Source organism: Kocuria sp. CPCC 205235 (assembly GCF_040980905.1).
In the GTDB taxonomy this organism is placed as follows: Bacteria; Actinomycetota; Actinomycetes; order Actinomycetales; family Micrococcaceae; genus Kocuria; species Kocuria carniphila.
In genome coordinates this window covers 239628-260718 of record NZ_JAVKPR010000003.1, presented here as the reverse complement: position 1 = coordinate 260718, position 21091 = coordinate 239628, and the positions used below count along the sequence as shown (strand labels likewise).

Here is a 21091-nt window from a genome sequence, read left to right as displayed (position 1 = left end):
CCTCGGCGTCTATCCCGGCACCGACGCGCCCGGCCCACGCCCCGCAGCTACCCTCTCAGCTGCGAAGAGCCTCCAAAGTGGTTCTCACGCACGATGTCGCGCAGCGCGACAACCTGCGCGTGGGTCGCCACGACGGCATCATCGCCGTGGTCGAGGCGCTCAAAGGCCAGCCGTTGTTCGGTCACATGACCCTGAACCGTTCCGAGCGCTCGCCGATCGCCGCGCTCGTCACCGACGTGCTGGAACGTTCGGACGTGTAGGTCGCAAGCTTCTTTCGACGCCGACGTCGCCCGTGACCTGTTTGACGCAGGTCACCGGGCGGCGTTTCGTCCTGTGAGCACTCCTGCAGGACAGTAGCTGCTTGCTGGACGGGGAGGTTGATCCATAGGTCTGGCCTGACGTTTGAAAGATTGTTGATGTGATGCTATTCGCTTGTGAAAGTCCGGCGTACTCTAACGTTCACCACCGGGTTTTTGCGTCAGTTCTCAATGGCGAGAAGGCGTGCCCGCTGGTAACGACCGTGCGATGGGGCTGCTATGAACGAGAGCAAGGTATTTGGAGGCGGCGGGTGGTGCATCAACAATAACGCGCAAACGCGCATTAGTCTGCTGTGGCTCGTGGTATTCCCTGGTGTTTCCCACGTGAAAACGAGTAAAGCAGGGTGGATAACCAATGGGTAGTAATAAACAATATGGGTTTTTTGGTTTTGCAATTGCGATGCTCGCTATTGTCATTCTTTCGGCGTTAGCTCTTTCGTCATGGCACTCGTCGGCGGGTCCACTACTCTTATGTGGAGAGGTTTGACACTTCTGATGATGGGGGTGGGGATTGGAGCCCTTAGTATTGTCGTAACGAGAAAGGTTGGGAGTGAGTCAGAAGACGAACAAGGGAATTCATAGATGAGCACCTAATGAAGATGTCTAGTTTTGCTAAATTTCTTCTCTTCATCGCGATCCTGGTACTAGTTTGATGGTGGATGAAGAGTGTATTCCCACTGGTGTCCCTACCACTTTCCCGCTCGGTGCGAATTATTATTGGCGACCCCGTATGATTAATGGAATTATCATGCAATTCTACTATTGCTTTACGGTTAGTGGGAGTGTGTCCCAAATGCGATGGGTGCCAGCACTTTCAGGAGCCTTCATTTCTATGGAAGGTAGGCCCAAATTTCAGGGCTGGGTGCAGTATCGCGCGATTCTCCCATTGAGGGCGGTTAGTGTAGTCTTGCGGAAAGAGAGTACTATGAAATTCAAAAGCCCAATTACGGCTTACTGCAGCGGCTACGTAGTAATGGCAATTATTGTATGCGGGTGGTTACTAGTCTCTGAAGGGGTTGTATTTTCTCTAGCACTTTTCCTTTCGTTCTTATTTTTAAGCTCCCTGACAACATCCCTAATTATGATTTCTGATACGGTTTGGGGAAATCATCTGCGCTGGGTATCAAACGCGTATAAAACTGAGAGTGCGAGCGAGCAAGACATAGAAAAAAATCTCAAGAATGCTCGACGCATATTTATCTGCGTTTGCGTCATCAGTGCGATACTTTCAATCCCTGTTTTTATAGAGACGGGGGACATTTTACAAATATGATGAACAAGCATGGTGCCTGAGTGTAGGGTGTTCAGCAGAAGGCACTTTGACCAAGGTAATGTAAGGCGGTGGTCATGAGAAACAACGGGATGACTATTACGGCGACAATCTTACTTTTAGGGATTGGGGGTCTCGTAATTTGGAGATTTGCGACGACGTCGGACCTAGACGACTTAAGGATTGTATTGCTGTTTATGGGAGTGTCTGCCTTCGTGGGTGCCCTTGTAATTAAGCCTGAAAATTTCTGGGGAAAGAGGATGAGGAGCTACTCCGTATCCATGGGCACTCGAGATTCTCCTCCTAGAAAGTCGAAAGAAGATGTTATGAGGACAAAAAAGATCATGTTTCTCTTATCGGGAGCGTGTGTGTTGTTCGGTATTATGGGGTTCCTGGTTTAGGGTGGAATTGTCTGCTGGAATTTAAATCCTCGTTCGATGGACTCAGGAGTAATCAAGTCAGCAATTTTTTCCATTTGAAGCTATGGGAGGGGGCAGAATGAATGTGAGAATTCTCATCCAGTCAATGTTTTTGTTCTTTACAGCGGTCGCCGTAGGTATTGTGGCATTCATTGTTACGGATGATGGATGGCGCGACGAGCCCTCCATGGCAGTGTGGTTCATGCTTGCCTTCGCCGCTCTGTACTTCGTCATGTTTTTTATCTACCGCAACAATCTCGAAATCAACCGATCAGTAGCCCGCTACTTTTCGAGCACTGGAAAGGGTGCCACGGAGGACGAGGCGATGGAGCTTGTGCGACGCTACTCACCGTTCATGCTCCTCGGGGGAGCAGTCTTCCTGGTTGCCGGAATTGTCGGACTAACGACAGGCTGAGCCATTCCGCTGGGCTGACTGACAACGTGGTAGTTGACCACATGTTGGTCAGCCCAACGGAATCGGCCAAGGTACGTGGTCCGAGACGTCCGTGAGGTTGAAGTCCATGTCGGTGAAGAGGTCGTCGAGTAGGTAGTCGTCCGCGGCCTCGATGCCTAGCTTGTGCCCCTGGCCAGCAAAGGGGCCGTCGAGCACCTTGGAATAGACACACACGCCGGTTGCCGTATCCACGGCAATGCGTGTGGGGCCGGGTGTCAGGGGATGCTCCGGAGTGAAGGGGCGGTAGCGCGTTCGCGGGGTGACGGTCGCGAGCCACACCTTCCGGTTCGCGAAGCGACCTTCCACCACGTCCGTGAGATTGGACGGTCGCTGTTCGGGCAAATTGTTGGGAATGGGCGCGGGGCCCACGCATTCAACCGGATCGAGGACCGCTTGCCAACGGCCACCTCCGAACATGGGATCACCGTAGGCGGCCTCGGGGCGGCGCCAAACCAGGCCTTCGTCGGTGTAGACCGGGGTTACGAGCGCGGGCGGTAGCAGCCAGGACTTGGGCGTGGCGGCAACGTAGAAATCGTCGCGGGACTTCTCGAGCGACGTCGCCGTGTAAAGCAGCTTGCCCTGCAACGTCTCGACGCGCAGATCCGAGGGGCGTCTGAGCCACGCGCGAACCGGAAGGGCTGCTGGCTGATCGTCGCGTTCCATCCAGTACAACGAGAACTGCAGCGTGTCCCACCGCCACGGGGACGACCGGCACAGCGCAGCGAACTGATTGGCCGGTACGGTCACTCGGGCGGGGCGAGAATCCCACGGTGCGCTCATGCCCCCAGTCTAGGAACTCGTACTGCACATCCCCTGAGTTGCCTGGCGCTCGGCGCGGGCGTGCCTAGGATGGAGATCATGATGCAGCCAATGACGGCGAGTGTCGGGGTATTCGTGGGGGAACAGCTTCAAGCGGCCAACGCTTCCGGGTGGCTGGCCGCGGCGACTTGTGCCCTGGGGGTCCTGGTTCTTGCATGCACCGGAGTGTGGTTAGCCGCGACCGACATTCGGTACCACCGACTGCCACGCAAAGTGGTCTGGCCGCTCTATCCCGCCGTCACTGCACTATTGGGGGTCTCTGCGATTCTCGCTGGTGAGCCCGTTCGTTGGTGGTGGATGCTGTGGGGCCTCATGATCATGGGCGGTCTTTTCGTTCTGCTGCGCCTCGTCTACCCGGCAGGCATGGGCCTGGGGGATGTTCGGCTGGCTGGAGTTTTGGGGATCGCCACGGGGTTCGCGTCCGTGGGTCATACGTTCATGGCCATTGCGGTGACCTTTGTCTTGGCGGGTTTGTTCTCTGCAGCGCTCTTGGCTATGCACAAAATCGACATGACCTCGCGCGTCGCTTTCGGTCCCTTCATGCTGGTCGGCAGTTTGGGAGTCTTGGCGTTCGTGTAGCCAGCTCCGGTAGACAAGAACCTCAGGATGCCGACCCAACCAACAGGAGGACTTCCCCGTGGCCACACCCGAATTCATCGTGGAAATGCGCAAGAAGATCGGTCACGACCTGTTGTGGCTGCCCGGTTGCACCGCGGTGGTCATCCACGAGGGCAAGGTGCTGCTCGGTCAGCGATCGGACAACGGTAACTGGGGCCTGATCACGGGCATCGTCGAACCGGGGGAGGATCCGGGCGTTGCCGCCCGGCGCGAATGCCTCGAAGAAACCGGAGTGGACGTCCAGGTCGAAGCGCTCGTGCGGGTCAAGGCCTACGACGTCGTGCGGTTCCCTAACGGGGACATATGCCAGTTCCTGGACCACACCTTCCTTTGCCGTTATGTGAGTGGCGAAGCGCGGGTAGCGGACGACGAATCCTTGATCGTCGGTTGGTATGACTTAGACGATCTGCCGCCCATTCCCGAACATCAGTTGGAACGGTTGCGGGCGGCACAGGAATTCTCGGGGACCACCGACTTCGTGCGCTGAAAATCCCATTACATTCCTCGATCTCATATGAGACGCAGGCTTTGCTCATCTGATATTCTCCGAGTGTGACCCAGCTCTCCCTGCTGCGGTTGGATGCACCCCTCTGGAGGATCTCGTGAGTTCTGACCATGCCGCGGGACAGGCCCGCCCTCTCAAACGTTCGAACCTGGATGCGCTGGACATTCCGGTGCCCGCTTATGACCGTTCCAACGTCACGGTGGGGATCGTGCACTTTGGTGTGGGTGGCTTCCACCGAGCGCATCAGGCCATGTACCTGGATCAATTGATGAACCAGGGAGAGGCCCTCGACTGGGGCATCGCCGGCATGGGTGTGCTGCCCGGAGATGCTCGGATGCAGGAGGTCATGGAGGAACAGGAACACCTCTACACACTGGTCCTCAAGCACCCGGACGGCACTCTTGAACCCCGAGTGATCGGCTCCATTGTTGACTACGTTCTGGCCCCGGCCCAGCCCGAACGGGCCATGGACCTGCTGACCGCGCCCAGCACCCGCATTGTCTCGCTGACCATCACCGAGGGCGGCTACAACTTCAATCAGGCCACGGGTCGATTTGATGAGACCAACCCCGCTGTGGTGCACGATCTTGAGCAAGCCCAAGCGACGGAGAAAGGTTTGTCGGCGGAACCTCCTGCCACCGTCTTCGGGCTGGTTGTGGAGGCACTCGCGCAGCGCAAGGTCGCGGGGATCGAACCTTTCACCGTGATGTCCTGCGACAACATTCAGGGCAACGGGGACATGGCGCGCGAGCAATTTACCGCCTACGCACGATTGCGTGACCCTGCGCTGGCGCAGTGGATCCAGGGCACCGTGCCGTTCCCCAACTCCATGGTCGACCGCATCACCCCGGTCACCACGGACGCAGACCGCGAACTCGTCACGCAGGAGTTCGGCGTCGAGGACGCCTGGCCGGTCGTGTGCGAACCCTTCACGCAGTGGGCGCTGGAAGATTCCTTCGTGTCCGGACGGCCGCCGTTCGAGGAAGTCGGTGTGCAGGTCGTGCCGGACGTGGTGCCCTACGAACTCATGAAGCTTCGCCTGCTCAACGCGAGTCACCAGGCCCTGTGCTACCCCGGCTACCTTGCCGGTTACCGCTACGCGCACGAGGTGTGCCAGGATCCGCTGTTCATCGACTACTTGCTGGCCTACATGGACCGAGAGGCCACACCCACCCTGCAGCCCGTCGAGGGAGTGGACCTCCACGCCTACAAGCGACAGCTGATCGAACGGTTCGCGAACCCCAACGTCCGGGACACCCTGGCACGATTGTCCGCCGAGTCCTCGGACCGGATTCCCAAGTGGCTGGTCCCGGTCATCAAAGAGAACCTGGCAACCGGGGGAGATGTCACGCTCTCCGCCACCATCGTGGCCTCGTGGGCGCGTTACGCGGAAGGAACTGACGAGGACGGCCAGCCGATCGACGTGGTCGATCAACGCAAGGACCGCGTCATGATTGCTGCCGCCCAACACGATGATGACGAACTCGCGTTCATCCGCGATTCAGAACTCTTCGGCGACCTGGTGGAACACCCTGAGTTCACCGAACCGTATCTCGCGGCACTGCGAAGCTTCCGCGGCCAAGGAGCCCGAGCCACGATCCAAGCCGCGGTCAACGGAACCCCCGCCTGACCCGCGGAGTCTCCGAGCGGCGTCGTTACCTCAACTGCTCCTCGTAGCGGCGCCGCAAGGCACCATAGCGCTCGCGGAACTCGCCGATACCCGCGTCGCCGGTGGGCTCCAACTCGCTGTAGATCACGCGGGGCCATTCGGGTTGCTGTCCGGTCGCAACCCACGCGGCTTGGCGCGCGGCGCCCAGCGCCACGTACTCCCAGGAACGTGGAACGCTCACTGCCAGGCCCAGGGTGTCCGGAAGGACACTGCGCAGCGCGTCCGACTTGGCGCCGCCGCCGATCAGAAGCACGCGCTCCACATCCACGTGGATGTCGCGCAGGATATCCAGGCAGTCCGCCAGGGAATTCGCCACGGCCAGGACGGCGGAACGCGCCAAGTTCTCACGCGTGAATGACGCCCGGGTGAGTCCGTCCAGGCGGCCAGTGGCCTCGGGCAGGTTAGGCGTGCGCTCGCCGTCGAAATAGGGGAGCATCGTGAGCCCGCCGGCATCACTGGGGCCGCTGGAAGCCAGCCGCGTAAATTCGTCCAAATCCGCACCCAAGGTCTCGGCCGTGGTGGTCATGACGCGCGCGGCATTGATGGTGCAGAGCAGCGGAAGGTGCTGGCCCGTGGCATCCGCGAATCCCGCGGTGACGCCGGAGCGATCGATCGTGGGCTCGGCGCTGCAGGCGAAGACCGTGCCCGAGGTGCCCACGGAAATGGTGACCTCGCCCGGTTCGAGGTTCAGGCCAAGTGCCGCGGCAGCATTATCACCGGCGCCTGGGCCGACCACGGCGGGAGTCTCGCCGGACCCGCCCCACTTGGAACTCAACGACCCTGCGGTCTCGTGAGCCTCGAGCACCCGCGGCAGTTCCGGAACCGCGCCGAAATACTCCTCGAGCAGCTCGGGGCGGTACCGGTTGTCCGTGGCGTTGAAATAGCCGGTGCCGGAAGCGTCCGAGCGGTCCGTGACGAATTCCCCGCACAGATGCAGCGTGAGCCAATCGTGGGGCAGCATGACCCGGTGCACGCGGGCTGCGGCCTCGGGTTCGTTCTCCCGCAGCCACGCGAGCTTGGCCAGGGTCATGGAACTGATCGGCGCCATGTTCACGGCTTCCATCCACCAATCCAACCCGTGATCGGTCACCATGCGGGCAGCCTGTGGAGCGTTGCGCACGTCGTTCCACAGCAGTGCGTCATGCACGGGCTCACCCTGGGCGTCCACGGCCACCATGCCGTGTTGTTGCCCGGCCACGGATACGCCCACGACGTCGCTGCGCTCGGGCACGCCCGCCGCTCGCCACGCGTTCCTCAGGGCTTCCAGCCACACCCGTGGATCGACACTCGTGCCGTCCGGATGGGGCGCCGTGGCGGTCGAAAGCACCTCTCCGCTCTCCAGTTCCACGACCACTACTTTGCAGGACTGTGTTGAGGAGTCGATCCCCACCACCGTTGCGGGCATACGCTTTTACCTTTCGGACGTCGAGGGGTCAGCCGGCGCTGGCCGGGGTGGGTTCGGGGTGGTCGACGAGTGCGGCCAGTGCGTGGCGCAACGGCTCGTCGCACACAAGGACATTGATGAGCCCCGCCCTCGCGGCGGCATGTACGGCCGGTGCCCGACCGGCGTCGAAGGCGGCGGCCACCGTGGTGCGCGCGTTTCTGATCTGCTCCACCGAGGCCGCGACCACCATGGACTCGACCGGTGAGTCGACCGGCGTGCCATCCGTGGCCAGTAGGTGGCCCGAGATTTCGGCGACGGCGCCCGAGGCGCGGGCCTGCTCTGCGACCTCCGGGTTCACCCTGTTCCAGACGGTGGACAGCTCCGGAGACCAACTACCGATCGCGATCAAGGCCACGTCGAGGCTGTTCGCGCGATCCAGGGTCTGCGCAATTTCTGGGCTCTTCATGAGCGCGGGGGCGTTCTCCACAATGAGCGGTGCCCACAGGGGCCACGCGGACTGGCAGGTCAGGTCGGCCAGGAGCCGGGGAGCTGCCTGGCTGTCTTCGTTGCTGAGTGCCCCGGCCAACTGAATCACCTGATTGTGGGGGAGTGGAGGAAGTTCACGGGTCACGAGTTGGAGGGTGCGCGACCACGAAATGCCCAGCACGTCTCCCGGGTTGACCTGATCCATGAACACCCGGGCCGTCTCTCGGGCGAGGGTGTGGCGGTCCGCGGACCACGGCCCCGTTCCCACGGTGACGACTTTCTCGATGCCCAATGCGTGAGCTAGCTGGGCATCCTGGTCGTTATCCGGGATGGTGATCTCGATGCGGACGATTCCGGTGTCCTGCGCCTCCTGGATGAGGGCGGCCACCTGGAACCGGGACAGGTTCGTTTGTTTGCCGATGGCCACCTTGGATGCGCCGTCCACGAAGTACAGCTGCGCAAGTTGGGCTAAGAGTTTTTGGCGCTCCGGTTGATCACTGGGAGGCCATGGATCGGGTATGGACATTATTCACCGCATCTGAGGGGTCGGCTCTTGATCATCTGAGTCTATATGACTAGCATCACATCTCAGATGTGAATCCAAAGATTCTCACTTGAGAGTAGCTGACGCTAGCTGCGCTCTTCCGACATCAGAACACCGATGACAAGGAACATCATGCGTAACAGCACAGCTGCTCCGGATCGTGTCAGGGGCCGTCATCGCACCGCAGTGCGGCGAGGAGCGTGGTGGCAAGCATTGTTACTCGCTCTCGTCACGGGTTTTGCAATGACCGGTTGCGCCGCATCCGCGGACGAAACCAAGGACGAGATCGTCGTGGCCATCGTGTCCAACCCGCAAATGCAGGACGCCATGGAACTACAGGACGAGTTCGCCAAGGCCCACCCGGACGTGAACGTGAAATTCGTGTCCCTGCCCGAGAACGAGGCCCGCGCCAAGATCACCGCTTCGGTGGCCACCGGTGGTGGTGAATTCGACGTGGTCATGATCTCCAATTACGAGACGCCGATCTGGGCCGAGAACGGCTGGATCGAGAACCTCCAGCCCTACATCGACAAGACCGAGGGCTATGACGATCAGGATTTCATCGGCTCGATCCGTAATGCGTTGAGCTACGAGGACGACATGTACTCGGTGCCCTTCTACGGCGAGTCCTCATTCCTGGTCTATAACGAGGAAATGTTCGAGAAGGCCGGCGTGACCATGCCGGAGAACCCCACCTGGCCGGAGATCAATGAGCTGGCGGCCAAACTGGATGACCCGGACAACGGCGTTTCCGGTATCTGCCTGCGTGGCCTGGCCGGCTGGGGCGAGGTCATGGCACCGCTGAGCACCGTGATGAACACCTACGGCGGCGGCTGGTTCGATGAGGATTGGAATCCGACCCTTACCTCGCCCGAGACCAAGCAGGCCGTCAACGAATACGTGAACCTGGTGCGCGAGCACGGTCAGCCCGGCGCGGCCACCTCCGGGTACGGCGACTGCATCACCCGCTACAGCCAGGGGAATGCCGCCATGTGGTACGACGCCACGGCCATGGTCTCCTCGATCGAGGATCCCGCGTCCTCCACCGTGGCGGGGAAGAACGGCTACGCACCGGCACCCGTCATGGACACCGAGGATGCAGGCTGGCTCTACAGCTGGTCGCTGGCCATCCCCAGCACTTCCGATCACAAGGACGCCGCGTGGGACTTCGTGTCCTGGATGACCAACAAGGAGTACATCAAGCTCGTGGGTGAGCGCTTCGGTTGGGAGCGCGTGCCACCGGGGTCGCGCTACTCGACCTACGAGGTGCCGGAGTACCGCGAGATCTCGCAGGCGTACGCGCAGCCCACCCTGGATGCCATGGACGGTGCGTCGCAGGAATCTTCCATGACTCACCCGGTCCCGTACGAAGGACTTCAGTTCGTGGCCATTCCCGAATTCCAGGATTTGGGCACCCGCGTGGGCCAGCAGATCTCGGCGGCCGTGGCCGGTCAGATCACCGTCGATGAGGCCCTGGAGCAGTCCCAGGCCTATGCAGAACAGGTGGCTCGCACCTATCAGCGTGAGGAAGGCCAGTAACCGCCATGTCTACGTCAACCGGGGCTGCCCGTACTGGCCGCCCGCGCAAATCCCGCGCTCAAGCACCGCGTCGCAGTGACGCGTGGCAGCGGCGCCTCCCGCTCCTGCCGGCCCTGATCTTCACGATCGTTGCCACGCAGATTCCGTTCCTGATCACCATTTGGTACTCGCTGCGTTCCTGGAACCTGTTGAACCCGGCTTCGGACGTGTTCGTCGGGCTGAGCAACTACATCGAGATCTTCGCCGACCGCACGTTCCGGCAAGTCGCGATGAACTCGGTGATCTATACGCTCGGATGCGTGTTGATCGCCATGGTGCTCGGCATCCTGTTCGCCCTGTTGCTGGACCGCAAGTTCCTGGGCCGCGGCGTGGTGCGCACCCTGCTGATCACGCCGTTCCTGATCATGCCGGTGGCGGCATCCACACTGTGGTCGGTGTCCATGTTCAACCCGACCTTCGGCCTGGTGAACTGGTTCCTAGGAATCTTCGGAATCCCGGCCGTGGACTGGACGTCCTCCCACCCCGTGGTCTCCATTTTGATCGCCCTGGTGTGGCAGTGGACGCCGTTCATGATGCTGCTGATCCTGGCGGGGCTCCAGTCCCAGCCCAAGGATGTTCTGGAGGCTGCGCAGATGGACGGTGCGTCATCCCTGCAGACGTTCTTCTTCATCACGCTGCCGCACCTGCGCCGCTACATCGAACTGTCGGTGCTGTTGGGTGCCATCTACGTGGTCAACACGTTCGACCAGATCTACTTGATGACCGCCGGCGGCCCCGGTACCAGTAGCGCCAACTTGCCCTACTACATCTACCAGCGCGCCTTCCTGGGCTTTGACATCGGTCAGGCCGCAGCCATGGGCGTGGTGGTTGTCATCGCGACGATCATCATTGCCAACTTCGCCCTGCGATTGATTTTCAAGGGCTTCATGAGCACGGAGCAGAACTGATGAGCACCACCGTTCAAACACAGACGCCCTCCGTCGAAACCTCGGAGCCGCCCGTCCGTCGCAAGCGCAAAGGAGGCGGCGCGGGCTCCGCGGCGCTCACCTTGTTCACGTGGCTGCTGGCCCTCGGGTTCTTCATGCCCGTCCTGTGGATGGTGCTCACCTCGTTCAAACAAGAGGCCGACGCCGCCTCCAACCCTCCCAAATTCTTCTTCACTCCCACACTGGACTAGTACAAGGCCGTGTTCGAGGCCGGGGCGGGCGGGTACCTGTGGAACTCGGTGATCGCCACGGTCGTGTCCACAATCCTCGTGATCCTGTTGGCCATTCCCGCGGCCTACGCGGTGAGTATTCGGCCCGTGGAGAAGACCAAGGCCGTGCTGTTCTTCTTCATCTCCACCAAGATGCTGCCCGTGGTCGCCGTGATCATGCCGATCTACGTGGTGGCCGGCAAGCTCAAGGTGCTGGACAACATCTGGACCCTGGTGTTACTCTACACGGCCATGAACCTGCCGCTCGCGGTGTGGATGATGCGCTCGTTCTTCCAAGAGGTTCCGCGTGAGGTGCTCGAGGCCGCCCAGATGGACGGTGCGTCGTTGATGACCACCATGCGCGTGGTGCTGATTCCCATGGTGGCTCCGGGCATCGCGTCCACGGCTCTGATCTGCGTGATTTTCGCGTGGAACGAGTTCTTCTTCGCACTCAACCTCACGGCCGCGGATGCAGCCACGGTGCCCATCATGCTGGTGTCCACCATGACCAGTGAGGGTCTCTACTTGGCACGTCTCTCGGCCGCCAGCGTGCTGGCTTCACTGCCCGTGGTGCTCGCTGGTTGGATCGCGCAGAAGCAGCTGGTGCGCGGCCTGTCGATGGGCGCCATCAAGTAGACAACGCCCATCGACCCTGTCAGGGGTTCACGACAGCCTTCAACGCGCCTGGGCGCGTCCCCGTGGTAAGTGCCGCGGCGACGTCGTCCAGGCCGTGTCGTGTGGTGACCAAGGAATCCAAGTCCACAAGGCCCTGTTCGACCATGCGAATGGCCGTGTCCCACGTGTTGGCGTAGCGGAAGATCCCGGTCAGGTGCAGCTGTCGCTCCTGGATCAGGGGCACCGGAAGCCGCAGGGTATCCGCGCCCATGCCGACCAGCACCACGCGGCCTTCGGGTGCCAGGCGCTGCATCCCGGAGAGAATCGCGGGCTCGGCCCCGCTGGCGTCGAGGAGCACGGTGTAGCCGCTTCCGGGGAAGGGCTCATCCGGCGAGGGAGCGTTGTCCGCACGGAAGGTTTCGGTGGCGCCGTAGTTCATGGCCGTTTCCAGACGATCGTCGCGGGTGTCGGTCACCACCACGTCCAGTGCGCCGGCCAAACGGGCGCACTGTGCGGCCAGTAGACCGACAGGGCCGGCGCCGGTCACCAGAACTCGGTCACCCAGGGTGACGCCCGCGGCGCGCACCGCGCTGATGCCCACGGAGAGCGGCTCGAGGAGGGCGGCGGCGTCGTCGGAGAGTGCGTCGGGGACGGGATGTGAGAAGGCGGCGGGGTGGGTCACGTACTCGCAGAACACGCCGTCGATGGGCGGGGTCGCGAAGAAGCGGACGGCTGGATCCAAGTTGTACTGCCCGTGCAGCGTCTGAGGGGAAAACGGCTGCGGGATCCCAGGTTCCAGGGAGACGCGCTGGCCCACGTGACGGTCGGTGACCTCGGAACCAACGGCCACAATGACGCCGGAGGGTTCGTGGCCCAGAATCATGGGCTCTTCAACCACGAAATCACCGATCCGACCGTGCTCGTAGTAGTGCGTATCGGAACCGCAGACGCCCACCGAGGTGACGCGAATCAGCACCTCGTGCGGGCCGGGTTGCGGGGTATCCCGCTGTTGGACCTCCAGTTGATGCGGTGCCAGCAAGACGCTGGCCTTCATGACGGAAGGTACAACGGGAATGTCGGCGGGGCTGGTGAGAGTCACAGTGGTGGCCTTTCGCTCGTCGGTGCCTCGGTGCGCGGAGGTCTAGGAATAAAGGAAACGTCACGCGCCCCCCAAGAGTGCGCGTGACGTTTCGGATCATGGATAAGACATCAGTCCGGGAGGCGCTCGCCTGTGCCGGCGTCGAACAGGTGGACTCGGTCCCCGTTGGTGCTGACCCAAACCGTGGTTTCGGCCGCCGGTGGTTGCCGACCATCCACGCGGATCACGATGGGACTTGCATCCGCTTCTTCGCTGGTTCCGGTATTGGGAACGGTGTCCTCATCGTGACCGGCCACCCCTGCAAAGGGGGTGACATGCTGGTCCGAGCTGTGGTCGAGGTGGCCGTAGACGTACGCGTCTGCTCCGAGCTCCTCCACGATGTCCGCGACAACGGCCAGGCCCTGGCCGTTCTCGGACGGCACCAGGTCCTCAGGGCGAACGCCCACCGTGACCTCCGAGCCGGTGAGGGCTTCCCGGGCGGCGGCGCTGAGGGGCAGCTTGAGGCTACCCAGCTCCACCGCGCCGTCCTCGGTGACGGTGGTGCGGAACAGATTCATGGCGGGGGAGCCGATGAAGCCGGCCACGAATTCGTTGGCCGGGCGGTCGTAGAGTTCGCGGGGCGTATCCACCTGCATGAGCCGCCCGTCCTTGAGCACGGCCACGCGGTCGCCCATGGTCATGGCCTCGGTCTGGTCATGGGTCACGTAGACCGTGGTCACGCCCAGGCGACGGGTGAGGGACGCGATCTGGGTGCGGGTTTGCACACGCAGCTTGGCGTCCAGGTTAGATAGCGGCTCGTCCATGAGGAACACCTGGGGCGAACGCACAATGGCACGGCCCATGGCCACGCGCTGACGCTGGCCGCCGGACAGGGCCTTGGGCTTGCGATCCAGGTACTCGGTGAGGTCCAGGATCTTGGCGGCTTCTTCGATGCGCTTATTGCGCTCGGCCTCTCCCACCTTGGCGATCTTCAACGCGAAACCCATGTTGTCGCGCACGGTCATGTGCGGGTACAGCGCGTAGTTCTGGAAGACCATGGCGATGTCACGATCGCGCGAGGCGGTATCGGTCACCTCGTTGTCACCGATGTGAATGGCACCGCCGGTGACCTCTTCCAGGCCCGCGAGCATGCGCAGGGTGGTGGATTTACCGCAACCGGAGGGGCCCACGAGAACTAAGAACTCGCCGTCGGCGATGTCGAGGCTGAGGTCAGAAACTGAGGGGCGATCGGCCCCGGGATACTGACAGGTGACCCTGTCGTAGCGCACGCTGGACATGTAGTTCCTCTTTCCCGGCAGGCACGTGCCGGACGATCCGTAGGAGAAAAGGACGGCGGGAGTGACCTGCGCCACTCTCATCTGAGATCATAGCGAAACTCATGTGATAACCGCCACCCTTTTCACCACGGAAAAGAGGAACACCTTACGTGAATCAGCCGCGGGGGATGTTGCGCAGGTTGGAACGCGCCATGGACACGGCCTCACCCGCGCCGCCGTTGAAGACCATCTTGGACATGGCCGTGGCGAACCCGAAGACCTGAGCGCTCTCGATGTGCGGCGGGATCGACAGGGCATTGGGATCCGTGATGATTTCCACGACCGACGGGCCCTGGTGTGCGAGCGCCGTGGTGAAGGCGCCCTCCAGATCCTTGGGTTGCTCCACGCGAATGCCCTGCAGACCGGCGGCCTGTGCAATGGCCGCGTAGTTGGTCTGCGGTACGTCCACGCCGAAGTCGGGCATGCCGTCCACGAGCATCTCCAGCTTGACCATACCCAGGGACGAGTTGTTGAACACGACCACGGTTACGGGCAGGTTGTAGGCCGCCAGGGTCAGGATCTCGCCCATCAGCATGGACACGCCACCGTCACCGGAGACCGAAATGACCTGGCGATCCGGGTAAGCCATCTGCGCACCGATGGACTGGGGGAGCGCATTGGCCATGGACCCGTGCAGGTACGAGCCGATCACACGTCGAGTGCCTAACGGGTTGATGTAACGAGCCGTCCACACGTTGCACATGCCGGTGTCCGCCGTGAAAATCGCATTGTCCGAGGCCACCTGATCCAGAATCGAGGCCGCGTATTCGGGGTGAATCGGCGTCATCTTCTCGACCTTGCGCGTGTACGCCCCCACGGCCTTGTTCATGAGCTTGTCGTGCTTGGCCAGGGTCTTCTTGAGGAACGAGCGGTTCTTCTTCCGCTTCAGCTCCGGCAACAGCTTGAGAATGGTGGACTTCACGTCACCATGGACGGGGATGTCCACACCGGTGCGGCGGCCGATCACGGAGGCGTCCGTATCCACCTGGATGGTGGTGACGTCCGGCAGGAACTGGTCGTACGGGAAGTCCGTGCCCAGCATGATCATCACGTCGGCGCCCTTGAGTCCCTCGGCCGCGGCGCCGTAGCCGAGCAGCCCGGTCATGCCCACGTCGAACGGGTTGTCGTACTGGATCTGGTCCTTACCGCGCAGCGAATGCCCGATGGGGGCACCCAGGGTGTCGGCCAGCGCGATCACCTCATCGTGGGCGCCCGCCACGCCGATGCCCGCGAAGATTGCGACGTCCTTGGCGTTGTTCAGGGCGGTCGCCATGCGCTCGATAGTTGCGTCCGAAGGGACGACGGCGCCCGGTTCCGGCACACAGAACGGCCGCGCCTCGGCCTGGGTCTCGGATTCGGCGAGGTCACCCGGCAGGGTCACCACGGCCACACCGGGAACGGTCATGGCGTGCTGAATGGCCGAGCTGACCACGGCCGGGGACTGCTTGGGTGTGCTGATCAGCTCCGAGTACACCGAGCACTCGTTGAACAACCGGTCCGGGTGGGTCTCCTGGAAGTAGGACGATCCGATGTACTGCGACGGGATGTGGGAGGCGATCGCCAAGACCGGGGCTCCGGATCGATTGGCGTCGTAGAGGCCGTTGATCAGGTGCAGGTTTCCCGGTCCGCACGAACCGGCGCACACCGCCAGTTGGCCGGTGAGTTGAGCCTCCGCGCTCGCGGCAAAGGCTGCGGCCTCTTCGTGGCGCACATGAACCCAGTCAATGCCCCCCTTGGCAGATCCGCCGGTACGGCGAACCGCATCCACAATGGGATTCAGGCTGTCGCCCACCACGCCGTAAATGCGCTGGACGCCAGCGTCCATGAGTTGCTGGATGATTTGCTCTGCGAGTTTCACGTATTGCTCCTGCCGAACGGGGGTGACCGTGGCTCGGTCACAAGGTTGCTTCCGATCCAGCATAGGCGGACAGAAACACATCGGGGAGGGGTTTGTGAGGCGCAGGACCGCGCTTGGTGAGGTGAATCACTCCAAGGATGCGTCAAGAAAAACTTGACAGACCACCTCGTGTCAATGTTTCCTTGACACATGACTTGCGAACAGAAAACCAATGCATCCCGCACCCGAGCACACTGGACCGACATCGACTGGGCAGCCATCGACTGGACCGCCGTGAACTGGGCGGAGACTGCTTCACCCCGGATCAACTGGGTTGATTTCTACCGCAGTGCTCCTACCATCAACTTCGCGGGCGGAACCGCCCATCCCGTTCGTGGTACGTCCACCGCGAGTGATACACAGACCACCGCAACCGGGACCGGCGACGAGAACTACGGCGCAGCGGCGTCGTCGTGGACCGCTCAGCGCGAATTTCCCGTGACCGTGTTCGGTATCCGCGAGCCGCAGCCGGGCCCGCGTTGGAAGGCCCTGTTCGACGCGACCTGGCCCGCCTACCGTGCCTTCTACCAGTCCGGCCCGGACGCGCGACCCGAATTGGCAGAAGCCCGCGGCATGCTCGAGAAGTACATGCCCGAGCTGATGCCCACGTGGCGCAAGCTCGTGGAATTGACCGGCAACGACGACGTCGCGGCGCGCTTCCTGACCATGTGGAACTTCCCCGCGTTCGCACCGGCGTGCTCGCAGGCCGCCCTCACCGGCGAGGAGACCTCGCTGACCCGCAACTACGACTACGTCCCGAGCCTGTGGGAAGCCACCGTGTACTCGAGCGAGTTCACCGGGCGCAAGGTCATCGGCACCGGTGACTGCCTGTGGGGCCTGCTGGACGGCATAAACGACGCCGGTCTGGCCGTGTCCCTGACGTTCGGCGGCCGCCCTGGATCGGGCCCGGGCTTCGCGGTCCCGATCGTGATCCGCTACCTGCTGGAAGTGGCCGAAACCGCCGAACAGGCACGCGAGCTGCTGCGGGACCTGCCGGTCTCCATGTCCTACAACATCACGGTGGTGGACACTTCCGGCGACAAGTTCACCGCGTTCGTGGCGCCGGGCCAGCCGGCCGAGTTCTTCGACGCCTGCACCGCGACCAACCACCGCGGCAAGGAGCCCGAGTACCCCGCCAAGGCCGCACAGTTCTTCTCCAAGGAGCGTCTCGAGCACTTGGACCGCACGGTGGAAACCGAGATCACCGCGGACGAGATGCGCGATCAGTTCCTCACGGATCCGCTCTACCAAGACAACTTCTCCGGCGGCTTCGGCACGCTGTTCACCGCTCACTACCGCCCGGACAAGGGACACGTTGAGTACCGCTGGCCCGGTGTGTCCTGGAAGCGCGGTTTCGAGGACGCGGACGACACCCTGGACGTCGTACTGGTGGGCCGCTGAGTCTCGGTGGGATGATGGTCACGTGAGTACCGAAATTCCTGAACCCAGTGACGGACCGACTCCCGTGGCCCAGCTGGAGAGCGCGGCCATGGAGGTCGTGCGCCAGCTCGCCGCCAGCGGTGACCCGGAAGCGTTCCAGGCGCTCCTGCGCTTGAGCGGAACCGTGGGTGAGTCCCTCGGGATCAGCGCGCGCAACGTTGCGGCGGCGTCGTCGTGGACCGCCGTGGCCGGTGCGGCCGGGACTTCCCGGCAAGCGGCCTGGTCCCGCTGGAAAGCCTGACCTATCCCTTAAAAGCTTTGGCCCCGCACGGTGCGTGCGGGGCCGAAGCTTTTAACCTGAGAGCCGGTGATCGGCGACTAGGACCGATCAGTGGTTGGCTCAGTAGTTACCGGTCATGGTGGTGACGTCCAGAGCCTTGTCCAGCTGCTCCTCGGTGAGCTTGTCGCCGTCCACGTAGCCGAGCTCGATGGTGGCCTCGCGCACCGTGACCTTGTTGGCCACGGCGTGCTTGGCGATCTTGGCCGCGGCCTCGTAACCGATGGCCTTGTTGAGCGGGGTCACGATGGACGGAGAAGCTTCAGCCAGGAAGGTGCAGCGTTCCTCGTTGGCGACCAGGCCGTCAACCATCTTCTCCGCGGCAACGCGGGAGATGTTGGCGAGCAGGCGGATGGACTCGAGCAGGTTGGCGGCCATCACGGGGATGCCCACGTTGAGCTCGAACGCGCCGTTGGTGGAGGACAGTGCCACGGTGGTGTCGTTGCCGATGACCTGGGCGGAGACCTGGATGGCGGCCTCGCAGATCACGGGGTTGACCTTGCCCGGCATGATGGAGGAACCCGGCTGCAGGTCGGGGATGTGCAGCTCGCCCAGACCGGTGTTGGGACCGGATCCCATCCAGCGGATGTCGTTCATGAACTTCATGTAGGAGTACGCGATGTTGCGCAGCTGCCCGGAAGCCTCGACCAGACCGTCACGGTTGGCCTGGGCCTCGAAGTGGTTGCGGGCCTCGGTGATCGGCAGGCCGGTTTCTTCGGCCAGCAGCTCGATCACGCGGGCGGAGAAACCGTCCGGGGTGTTGATGCCGGTGCCCACGGCGGTGCCGCCCAAGGGAACCTCGGCCACGCGGGGCAGGGAAGCGTCGATGCGCTCGATGCCGTAGCGGACCTGTGCTGCGTATCCACCGAACTCCTGACCCAGGGTCACCGGGGTGGCGTCCATCAAGTGTGTACGGCCGGACTTCACGATGTTCTTGAACTCTTCGGCCTTCTTCTCCAAGGAGGTAGCGAGCACATCCATGGCGGGCTTGAGGTCGTTGATCAGCGCGTTGGTCACGGCCACGTGCACGGAGGTGGGGAACACGTCGTTGGAGGACTGCGAGGCGTTGACGTGGTCGTTGGGGTGGACCTCCACGCCCTCGGACTCCAGCGAACGGGAGGCCAGGGTTGCCAGGACCTCGTTGGTGTTCATGTTGGAAGAGGTTCCGGAACCGGTCTGGAACACGTCGATGGGGAAGTTCTCGTCGTAGTCACCGGAGGCGACGGCGTCAGCGGCGTCGCGAATGGCCTGAGCGCGCTGGGCGTCCAGGACACCCAGTTCCTCGTTGGCGGTGGCTGCGGCCTTCTTTACCTGGGCGAGCGCCTTGATGTGCTGGCGCTCCAGGGTAGAGCCGGAGATGGGGAAGTTTTCCACGGCACGCTGGGTCTGGGCGCGGTACAGGGCGTTCTTGGGAACGCGGACCTCACCCATGGTGTCGTGCTCAATGCGGTACTCAGTATTTTCTGCCATGACCCCTAGCTTATGCGCTCGGATCGGGGCCGGGCTGACGGTGGCGTGCCGTGACACGCCACCTTGCCGTGCAGAATCGAGTGCGCTGTCAGCCGCGCTCCGGGAACCACGGGCCGTGGCCGTAGACGAGTTCGGCCTTGCCGGCATCCAGGTGATAGAACACGCCGATCACTGCGGCGTCACCCTTGGAGACGGCCGCCGCGATCGAACGGGACTGGTCCAACATGCGGGCGGCAGTCTGCTTGGTGTGCTCCACGACCATGTCGGAGAGGGTGTCCAGACCCTTGCGCTTGGACTCCAGGACGGAAGGCGTGATGCGCTCCACCAGGTCGCGCTGGAAGCCGCGCGGTAGCTCGCCGGAGTCGACGGCGTTCTTGGTCGCCGTCACGGCGCCGCACGAGTCGTGGCCGAGCACCATGATCAGGGGAGTGCCCAGCACATCGATGGCGTACTCGAGCGTCCCCAGCACCGCATTGTCGATGACCTGCCCGGCGGTGCGGATCACGAACGCGTCACCCAGGCCCAGGTCGAAGATGATTTCCGCGGCCAGCCGGGAGTCCGAGCAGCCGAAAATCACGGCGAACGGCTTCTGTTTATGCTCCAGTTCCTTACGGCGCTGCGCATCCTGGTGGGGATGCAGGGTCTCACCTGCGATGAACCGCTCGTTGCCGTCCTTCAATCGCTGCCAAGCATCCTGCGGCGTCTTGGGCATGCTGGTCGGCTTGTCGGCGTCGCTGATCTTCGGTTGGATCTTTTCGCTCACGGTGGCTCCCGGTTCGACTCACGGTTGGTGCGTCACGGGAGCGTGTCCCGGTGGCGCGTTCCTAGCGTAAACCTCTAGGTGTTGTGCGACGTGCCGCGCATGAACATCTGGGCCAGCGAATCCCGAGCGCAAACAAATATGGCAGTCGTTCGTAGTAAAAACCGCACTTCGCGTGCGAACCACTACCCCAGATGCCGGGAGACCAACAATGTGTGCGAACCTCTGCCCGAGATGCAGGCAGCGCCGCGGATTCTGCGAACCTCTACCTCAGATGTGCCGCTCCATGATGCGGGCGAGGTGTGAGCTCAGCGCCCCTCGGCCAGCGCCTTCGCAACGTGCTCGAATTCGCCCTCGGTCGCCTTGCCCGTAAGGATCACGGTGGAATCATCGAGTTCGCCGACCCACGCGGTGAATTCTTCCTGCTTACCCGAGGGGTCACGGTGGTGAATGTCCCACGAGATGCCACCCACGTTCTTCTGCCCGGTCGCGGGAATCAGTTCTGTGCGCTGGGCCAACCATGTGGGGTTGGACTCGGCCGTCTGCACCATTTCGACCAACCGGTAATTGGGGGAGAGGTAGCCAACGCTCCAGAGGGGAACGCCTTCTTGAGAGTTGGCCTGCCAGCGCGCGTAGTTGGCGGTCCAGTCGTCGCCAAGTTCGGGCGCAGCCGGAGTGAACTCCGCTTGCTCCGCTACGAAGCCCGCTTCCTCGGAAACGTTCACATCCGCGCGGTAGGGCTGAGCATCAGGCTTAGGAGCGAGCCACAAGAACGGCAGGATGAGCATGAGCAGCACCGCCATGGAGATGATCATGCCGCGGATGGGTGCGTTGATTTTGGCCGCCTGCTTGGTGGTGATCTGGGGCAGCGGGGCGCCTTCCTCCGGGGTTGCGGAGGTGACCTGAGGCTCGTCAGGTTTGCGGGGCGGCGTCGTAGCTGAATCACTCACCCCTCTATTGTGCCGTGCCGTGACATACCCGCCCAATCGGACAAGGCC

The 21091-nt window shown here is 62.5% G+C and carries 17 protein-coding genes and 2 pseudogenes; 10 read left to right on the top strand and 9 right to left on the bottom strand.

All coding sequences use genetic code 11. The annotated features are described in order from the left end of the window. A pseudogene (locus RF638_RS04030) lies at positions 1 to 260 on the top strand (hypothetical protein); the annotation flags it as partial. Positions 261 to 2085: 1825 nt separating this feature from the next. Beyond that, complete coding sequence (locus tag RF638_RS04025) at positions 2086 to 2421, top strand: hypothetical protein (RefSeq protein WP_368841475.1); 336 nt, start codon at positions 2086 to 2088, stop codon at positions 2419 to 2421. A gap of 48 nt (positions 2422 to 2469) precedes the next feature. On the opposite strand, the gene RF638_RS04020 is transcribed toward RF638_RS04025, so the two are convergent. Beyond that, positions 2470 to 3240, bottom strand: coding sequence for a hypothetical protein (locus tag RF638_RS04020; RefSeq protein ID WP_368841474.1), 771 nt, complete (start codon positions 3238 to 3240; stop codon positions 2470 to 2472). 78 nt (positions 3241 to 3318) lie between these two features. On the opposite strand from RF638_RS04020, the gene RF638_RS04015 reads away from it, so the two are divergent. The 3 genes from RF638_RS04015 to RF638_RS04005 all read left to right on the top strand — a co-directional run bounded on the left by RF638_RS04015 (position 3319) and on the right by RF638_RS04005 (position 6032). Next, positions 3319 to 3858 carry an A24 family peptidase gene (locus RF638_RS04015; RefSeq protein ID WP_095796994.1) on the top strand — a complete coding sequence of 180 codons (540 nt, stop codon included), beginning with the start codon at positions 3319 to 3321 and terminating at the stop codon, positions 3856 to 3858. Between the two features lie 58 nt (positions 3859 to 3916). Further along, positions 3917 to 4384 carry an NUDIX domain-containing protein gene (locus tag RF638_RS04010; RefSeq protein WP_368841473.1) on the top strand — a complete coding sequence of 156 codons (468 nt, stop codon included), beginning with the start codon at positions 3917 to 3919 and terminating at the stop codon, positions 4382 to 4384. Positions 4385 to 4499: 115 nt separating this feature from the next. Continuing rightward, a complete protein-coding gene (locus tag RF638_RS04005) occupies positions 4500 to 6032 on the top strand; it encodes a mannitol dehydrogenase family protein (protein WP_368841472.1) in 1533 nt (510 codons plus the stop codon). Positions 6033 to 6057: 25 nt separating this feature from the next. Here RF638_RS04005 and xylB read toward each other — a convergent pair whose 3' ends face one another. Both xylB and RF638_RS03995 read right to left on the bottom strand, forming a co-directional pair. Continuing rightward, positions 6058 to 7476, bottom strand: a complete 1419-nt coding sequence (gene xylB, locus RF638_RS04000; protein ID WP_368841471.1) for a xylulokinase — start codon at positions 7474 to 7476, stop codon at positions 6058 to 6060. A gap of 28 nt (positions 7477 to 7504) precedes the next feature. Next, positions 7505 to 8467, bottom strand: a complete 963-nt coding sequence (locus RF638_RS03995; protein WP_315277373.1) for a sugar-binding domain-containing protein — start codon at positions 8465 to 8467, stop codon at positions 7505 to 7507. 261 nt (positions 8468 to 8728) lie between these two features. Between RF638_RS03995 and RF638_RS03990 the strand changes: the two genes are divergently transcribed. From RF638_RS03990 to RF638_RS03980, 3 genes and pseudogenes are all read left to right on the top strand, one after another. After that, positions 8729 to 10024, top strand: a complete 1296-nt coding sequence (locus RF638_RS03990; RefSeq protein ID WP_238663097.1) for a sugar ABC transporter substrate-binding protein — start codon at positions 8729 to 8731, stop codon at positions 10022 to 10024. A gap of 5 nt (positions 10025 to 10029) precedes the next feature. Continuing rightward, positions 10030 to 10971, top strand: coding sequence for a carbohydrate ABC transporter permease (locus RF638_RS03985; protein WP_095796837.1), 942 nt, complete (start codon positions 10030 to 10032; stop codon positions 10969 to 10971). Further along, positions 10971 to 11855: pseudogene (locus RF638_RS03980) on the top strand (carbohydrate ABC transporter permease). The gene RF638_RS03985 and the pseudogene RF638_RS03980 overlap by 1 nt, the downstream one beginning before the upstream one ends. 19 nt (positions 11856 to 11874) lie before the next feature. Here RF638_RS03980 and RF638_RS03975 read toward each other — a convergent pair. From RF638_RS03975 to RF638_RS03965, 3 genes are all read right to left on the bottom strand, one after another. Next, entirely contained in the window at positions 11875 to 12888 is a 1014-nt protein-coding gene (locus RF638_RS03975; protein WP_368841470.1) for an NAD(P)-dependent alcohol dehydrogenase, read from the bottom strand. A 155-nt stretch (positions 12889 to 13043) separates the two neighbouring features. Then, complete coding sequence (locus RF638_RS03970; RefSeq protein WP_368841469.1) at positions 13044 to 14210, bottom strand: ABC transporter ATP-binding protein; 1167 nt, start codon at positions 14208 to 14210, stop codon at positions 13044 to 13046. Positions 14211 to 14364: 154 nt separating this feature from the next. Beyond that, positions 14365 to 16107, bottom strand: a complete 1743-nt coding sequence (locus tag RF638_RS03965; RefSeq protein ID WP_368841468.1) for a pyruvate dehydrogenase — start codon at positions 16105 to 16107, stop codon at positions 14365 to 14367. Positions 16108 to 16296: 189 nt separating this feature from the next. Between RF638_RS03965 and RF638_RS03960 the strand changes: the two genes are divergently transcribed. Beyond that, positions 16297 to 17547: a C45 family autoproteolytic acyltransferase/hydolase gene (locus RF638_RS03960; protein ID WP_259917355.1), complete on the top strand. Its 1251-nt coding sequence runs from the start codon at positions 16297 to 16299 to the stop codon at positions 17545 to 17547. 22 nt (positions 17548 to 17569) lie between these two features. Continuing rightward, complete coding sequence (locus tag RF638_RS03955) at positions 17570 to 17827, top strand: hypothetical protein (RefSeq protein ID WP_129700474.1); 258 nt, start codon at positions 17570 to 17572, stop codon at positions 17825 to 17827. 99 nt (positions 17828 to 17926) lie between these two features. Here RF638_RS03955 and RF638_RS03950 read toward each other — a convergent pair whose 3' ends face one another. The 3 genes from RF638_RS03950 to RF638_RS03940 all read right to left on the bottom strand — a co-directional run bounded on the left by RF638_RS03950 (position 17927) and on the right by RF638_RS03940 (position 21043). Further along, complete coding sequence (locus RF638_RS03950; RefSeq protein WP_129700476.1) at positions 17927 to 19333, bottom strand: class II fumarate hydratase; 1407 nt, start codon at positions 19331 to 19333, stop codon at positions 17927 to 17929. An 88-nt stretch (positions 19334 to 19421) separates the two neighbouring features. After that, entirely contained in the window at positions 19422 to 20045 is a 624-nt protein-coding gene (locus RF638_RS03945) for a carbonic anhydrase (RefSeq protein WP_095796991.1), read from the bottom strand. A 356-nt stretch (positions 20046 to 20401) separates the two neighbouring features. After that, positions 20402 to 21043: a DUF4245 domain-containing protein gene (locus RF638_RS03940; protein ID WP_129700478.1), complete on the bottom strand. Its 642-nt coding sequence runs from the start codon at positions 21041 to 21043 to the stop codon at positions 20402 to 20404. Between the last annotated feature and the right edge of the window lie 48 nt (positions 21044 to 21091).

What these genes read in the sequence shown, in the direction of transcription:
- RF638_RS03985 (WP_095796837.1), top strand. Translation starts at nt 10,030, where the DNA reads ATGTCTACGTCAACCGGGGCTGCCCGTACTGGCCGCCCGCGCAAATCC.
- RF638_RS03950 (WP_129700476.1), bottom strand. Translation starts at nt 19,333, where the DNA reads ATGGCAGAAAATACTGAGTACCGCATTGAGCACGACACCATGGGTGAG.
- xylB (WP_368841471.1), bottom strand. Translation starts at nt 7,476, where the DNA reads ATGCCCGCAACGGTGGTGGGGATCGACTCCTCAACACAGTCCTGCAAA.
- RF638_RS04025 (WP_368841475.1), top strand. Translation starts at nt 2,086, where the DNA reads ATGAATGTGAGAATTCTCATCCAGTCAATGTTTTTGTTCTTTACAGCG.
- RF638_RS03995 (WP_315277373.1), bottom strand. Translation starts at nt 8,467, where the DNA reads ATGTCCATACCCGATCCATGGCCTCCCAGTGATCAACCGGAGCGCCAA.
- RF638_RS03945 (WP_095796991.1), bottom strand. Translation starts at nt 20,045, where the DNA reads ATGCCCAAGACGCCGCAGGATGCTTGGCAGCGATTGAAGGACGGCAAC.
- RF638_RS03970 (WP_368841469.1), bottom strand. Translation starts at nt 14,210, where the DNA reads ATGTCCAGCGTGCGCTACGACAGGGTCACCTGTCAGTATCCCGGGGCC.
- RF638_RS03975 (WP_368841470.1), bottom strand. Translation starts at nt 12,888, where the DNA reads ATGAAGGCCAGCGTCTTGCTGGCACCGCATCAACTGGAGGTCCAACAG.
- RF638_RS03960 (WP_259917355.1), top strand. Translation starts at nt 16,297, where the DNA reads ATGACTTGCGAACAGAAAACCAATGCATCCCGCACCCGAGCACACTGG.
- RF638_RS04020 (WP_368841474.1), bottom strand. Translation starts at nt 3,240, where the DNA reads ATGAGCGCACCGTGGGATTCTCGCCCCGCCCGAGTGACCGTACCGGCC.
- RF638_RS03990 (WP_238663097.1), top strand. Translation starts at nt 8,729, where the DNA reads ATGACCGGTTGCGCCGCATCCGCGGACGAAACCAAGGACGAGATCGTC.
- RF638_RS04015 (WP_095796994.1), top strand. Translation starts at nt 3,319, where the DNA reads ATGATGCAGCCAATGACGGCGAGTGTCGGGGTATTCGTGGGGGAACAG.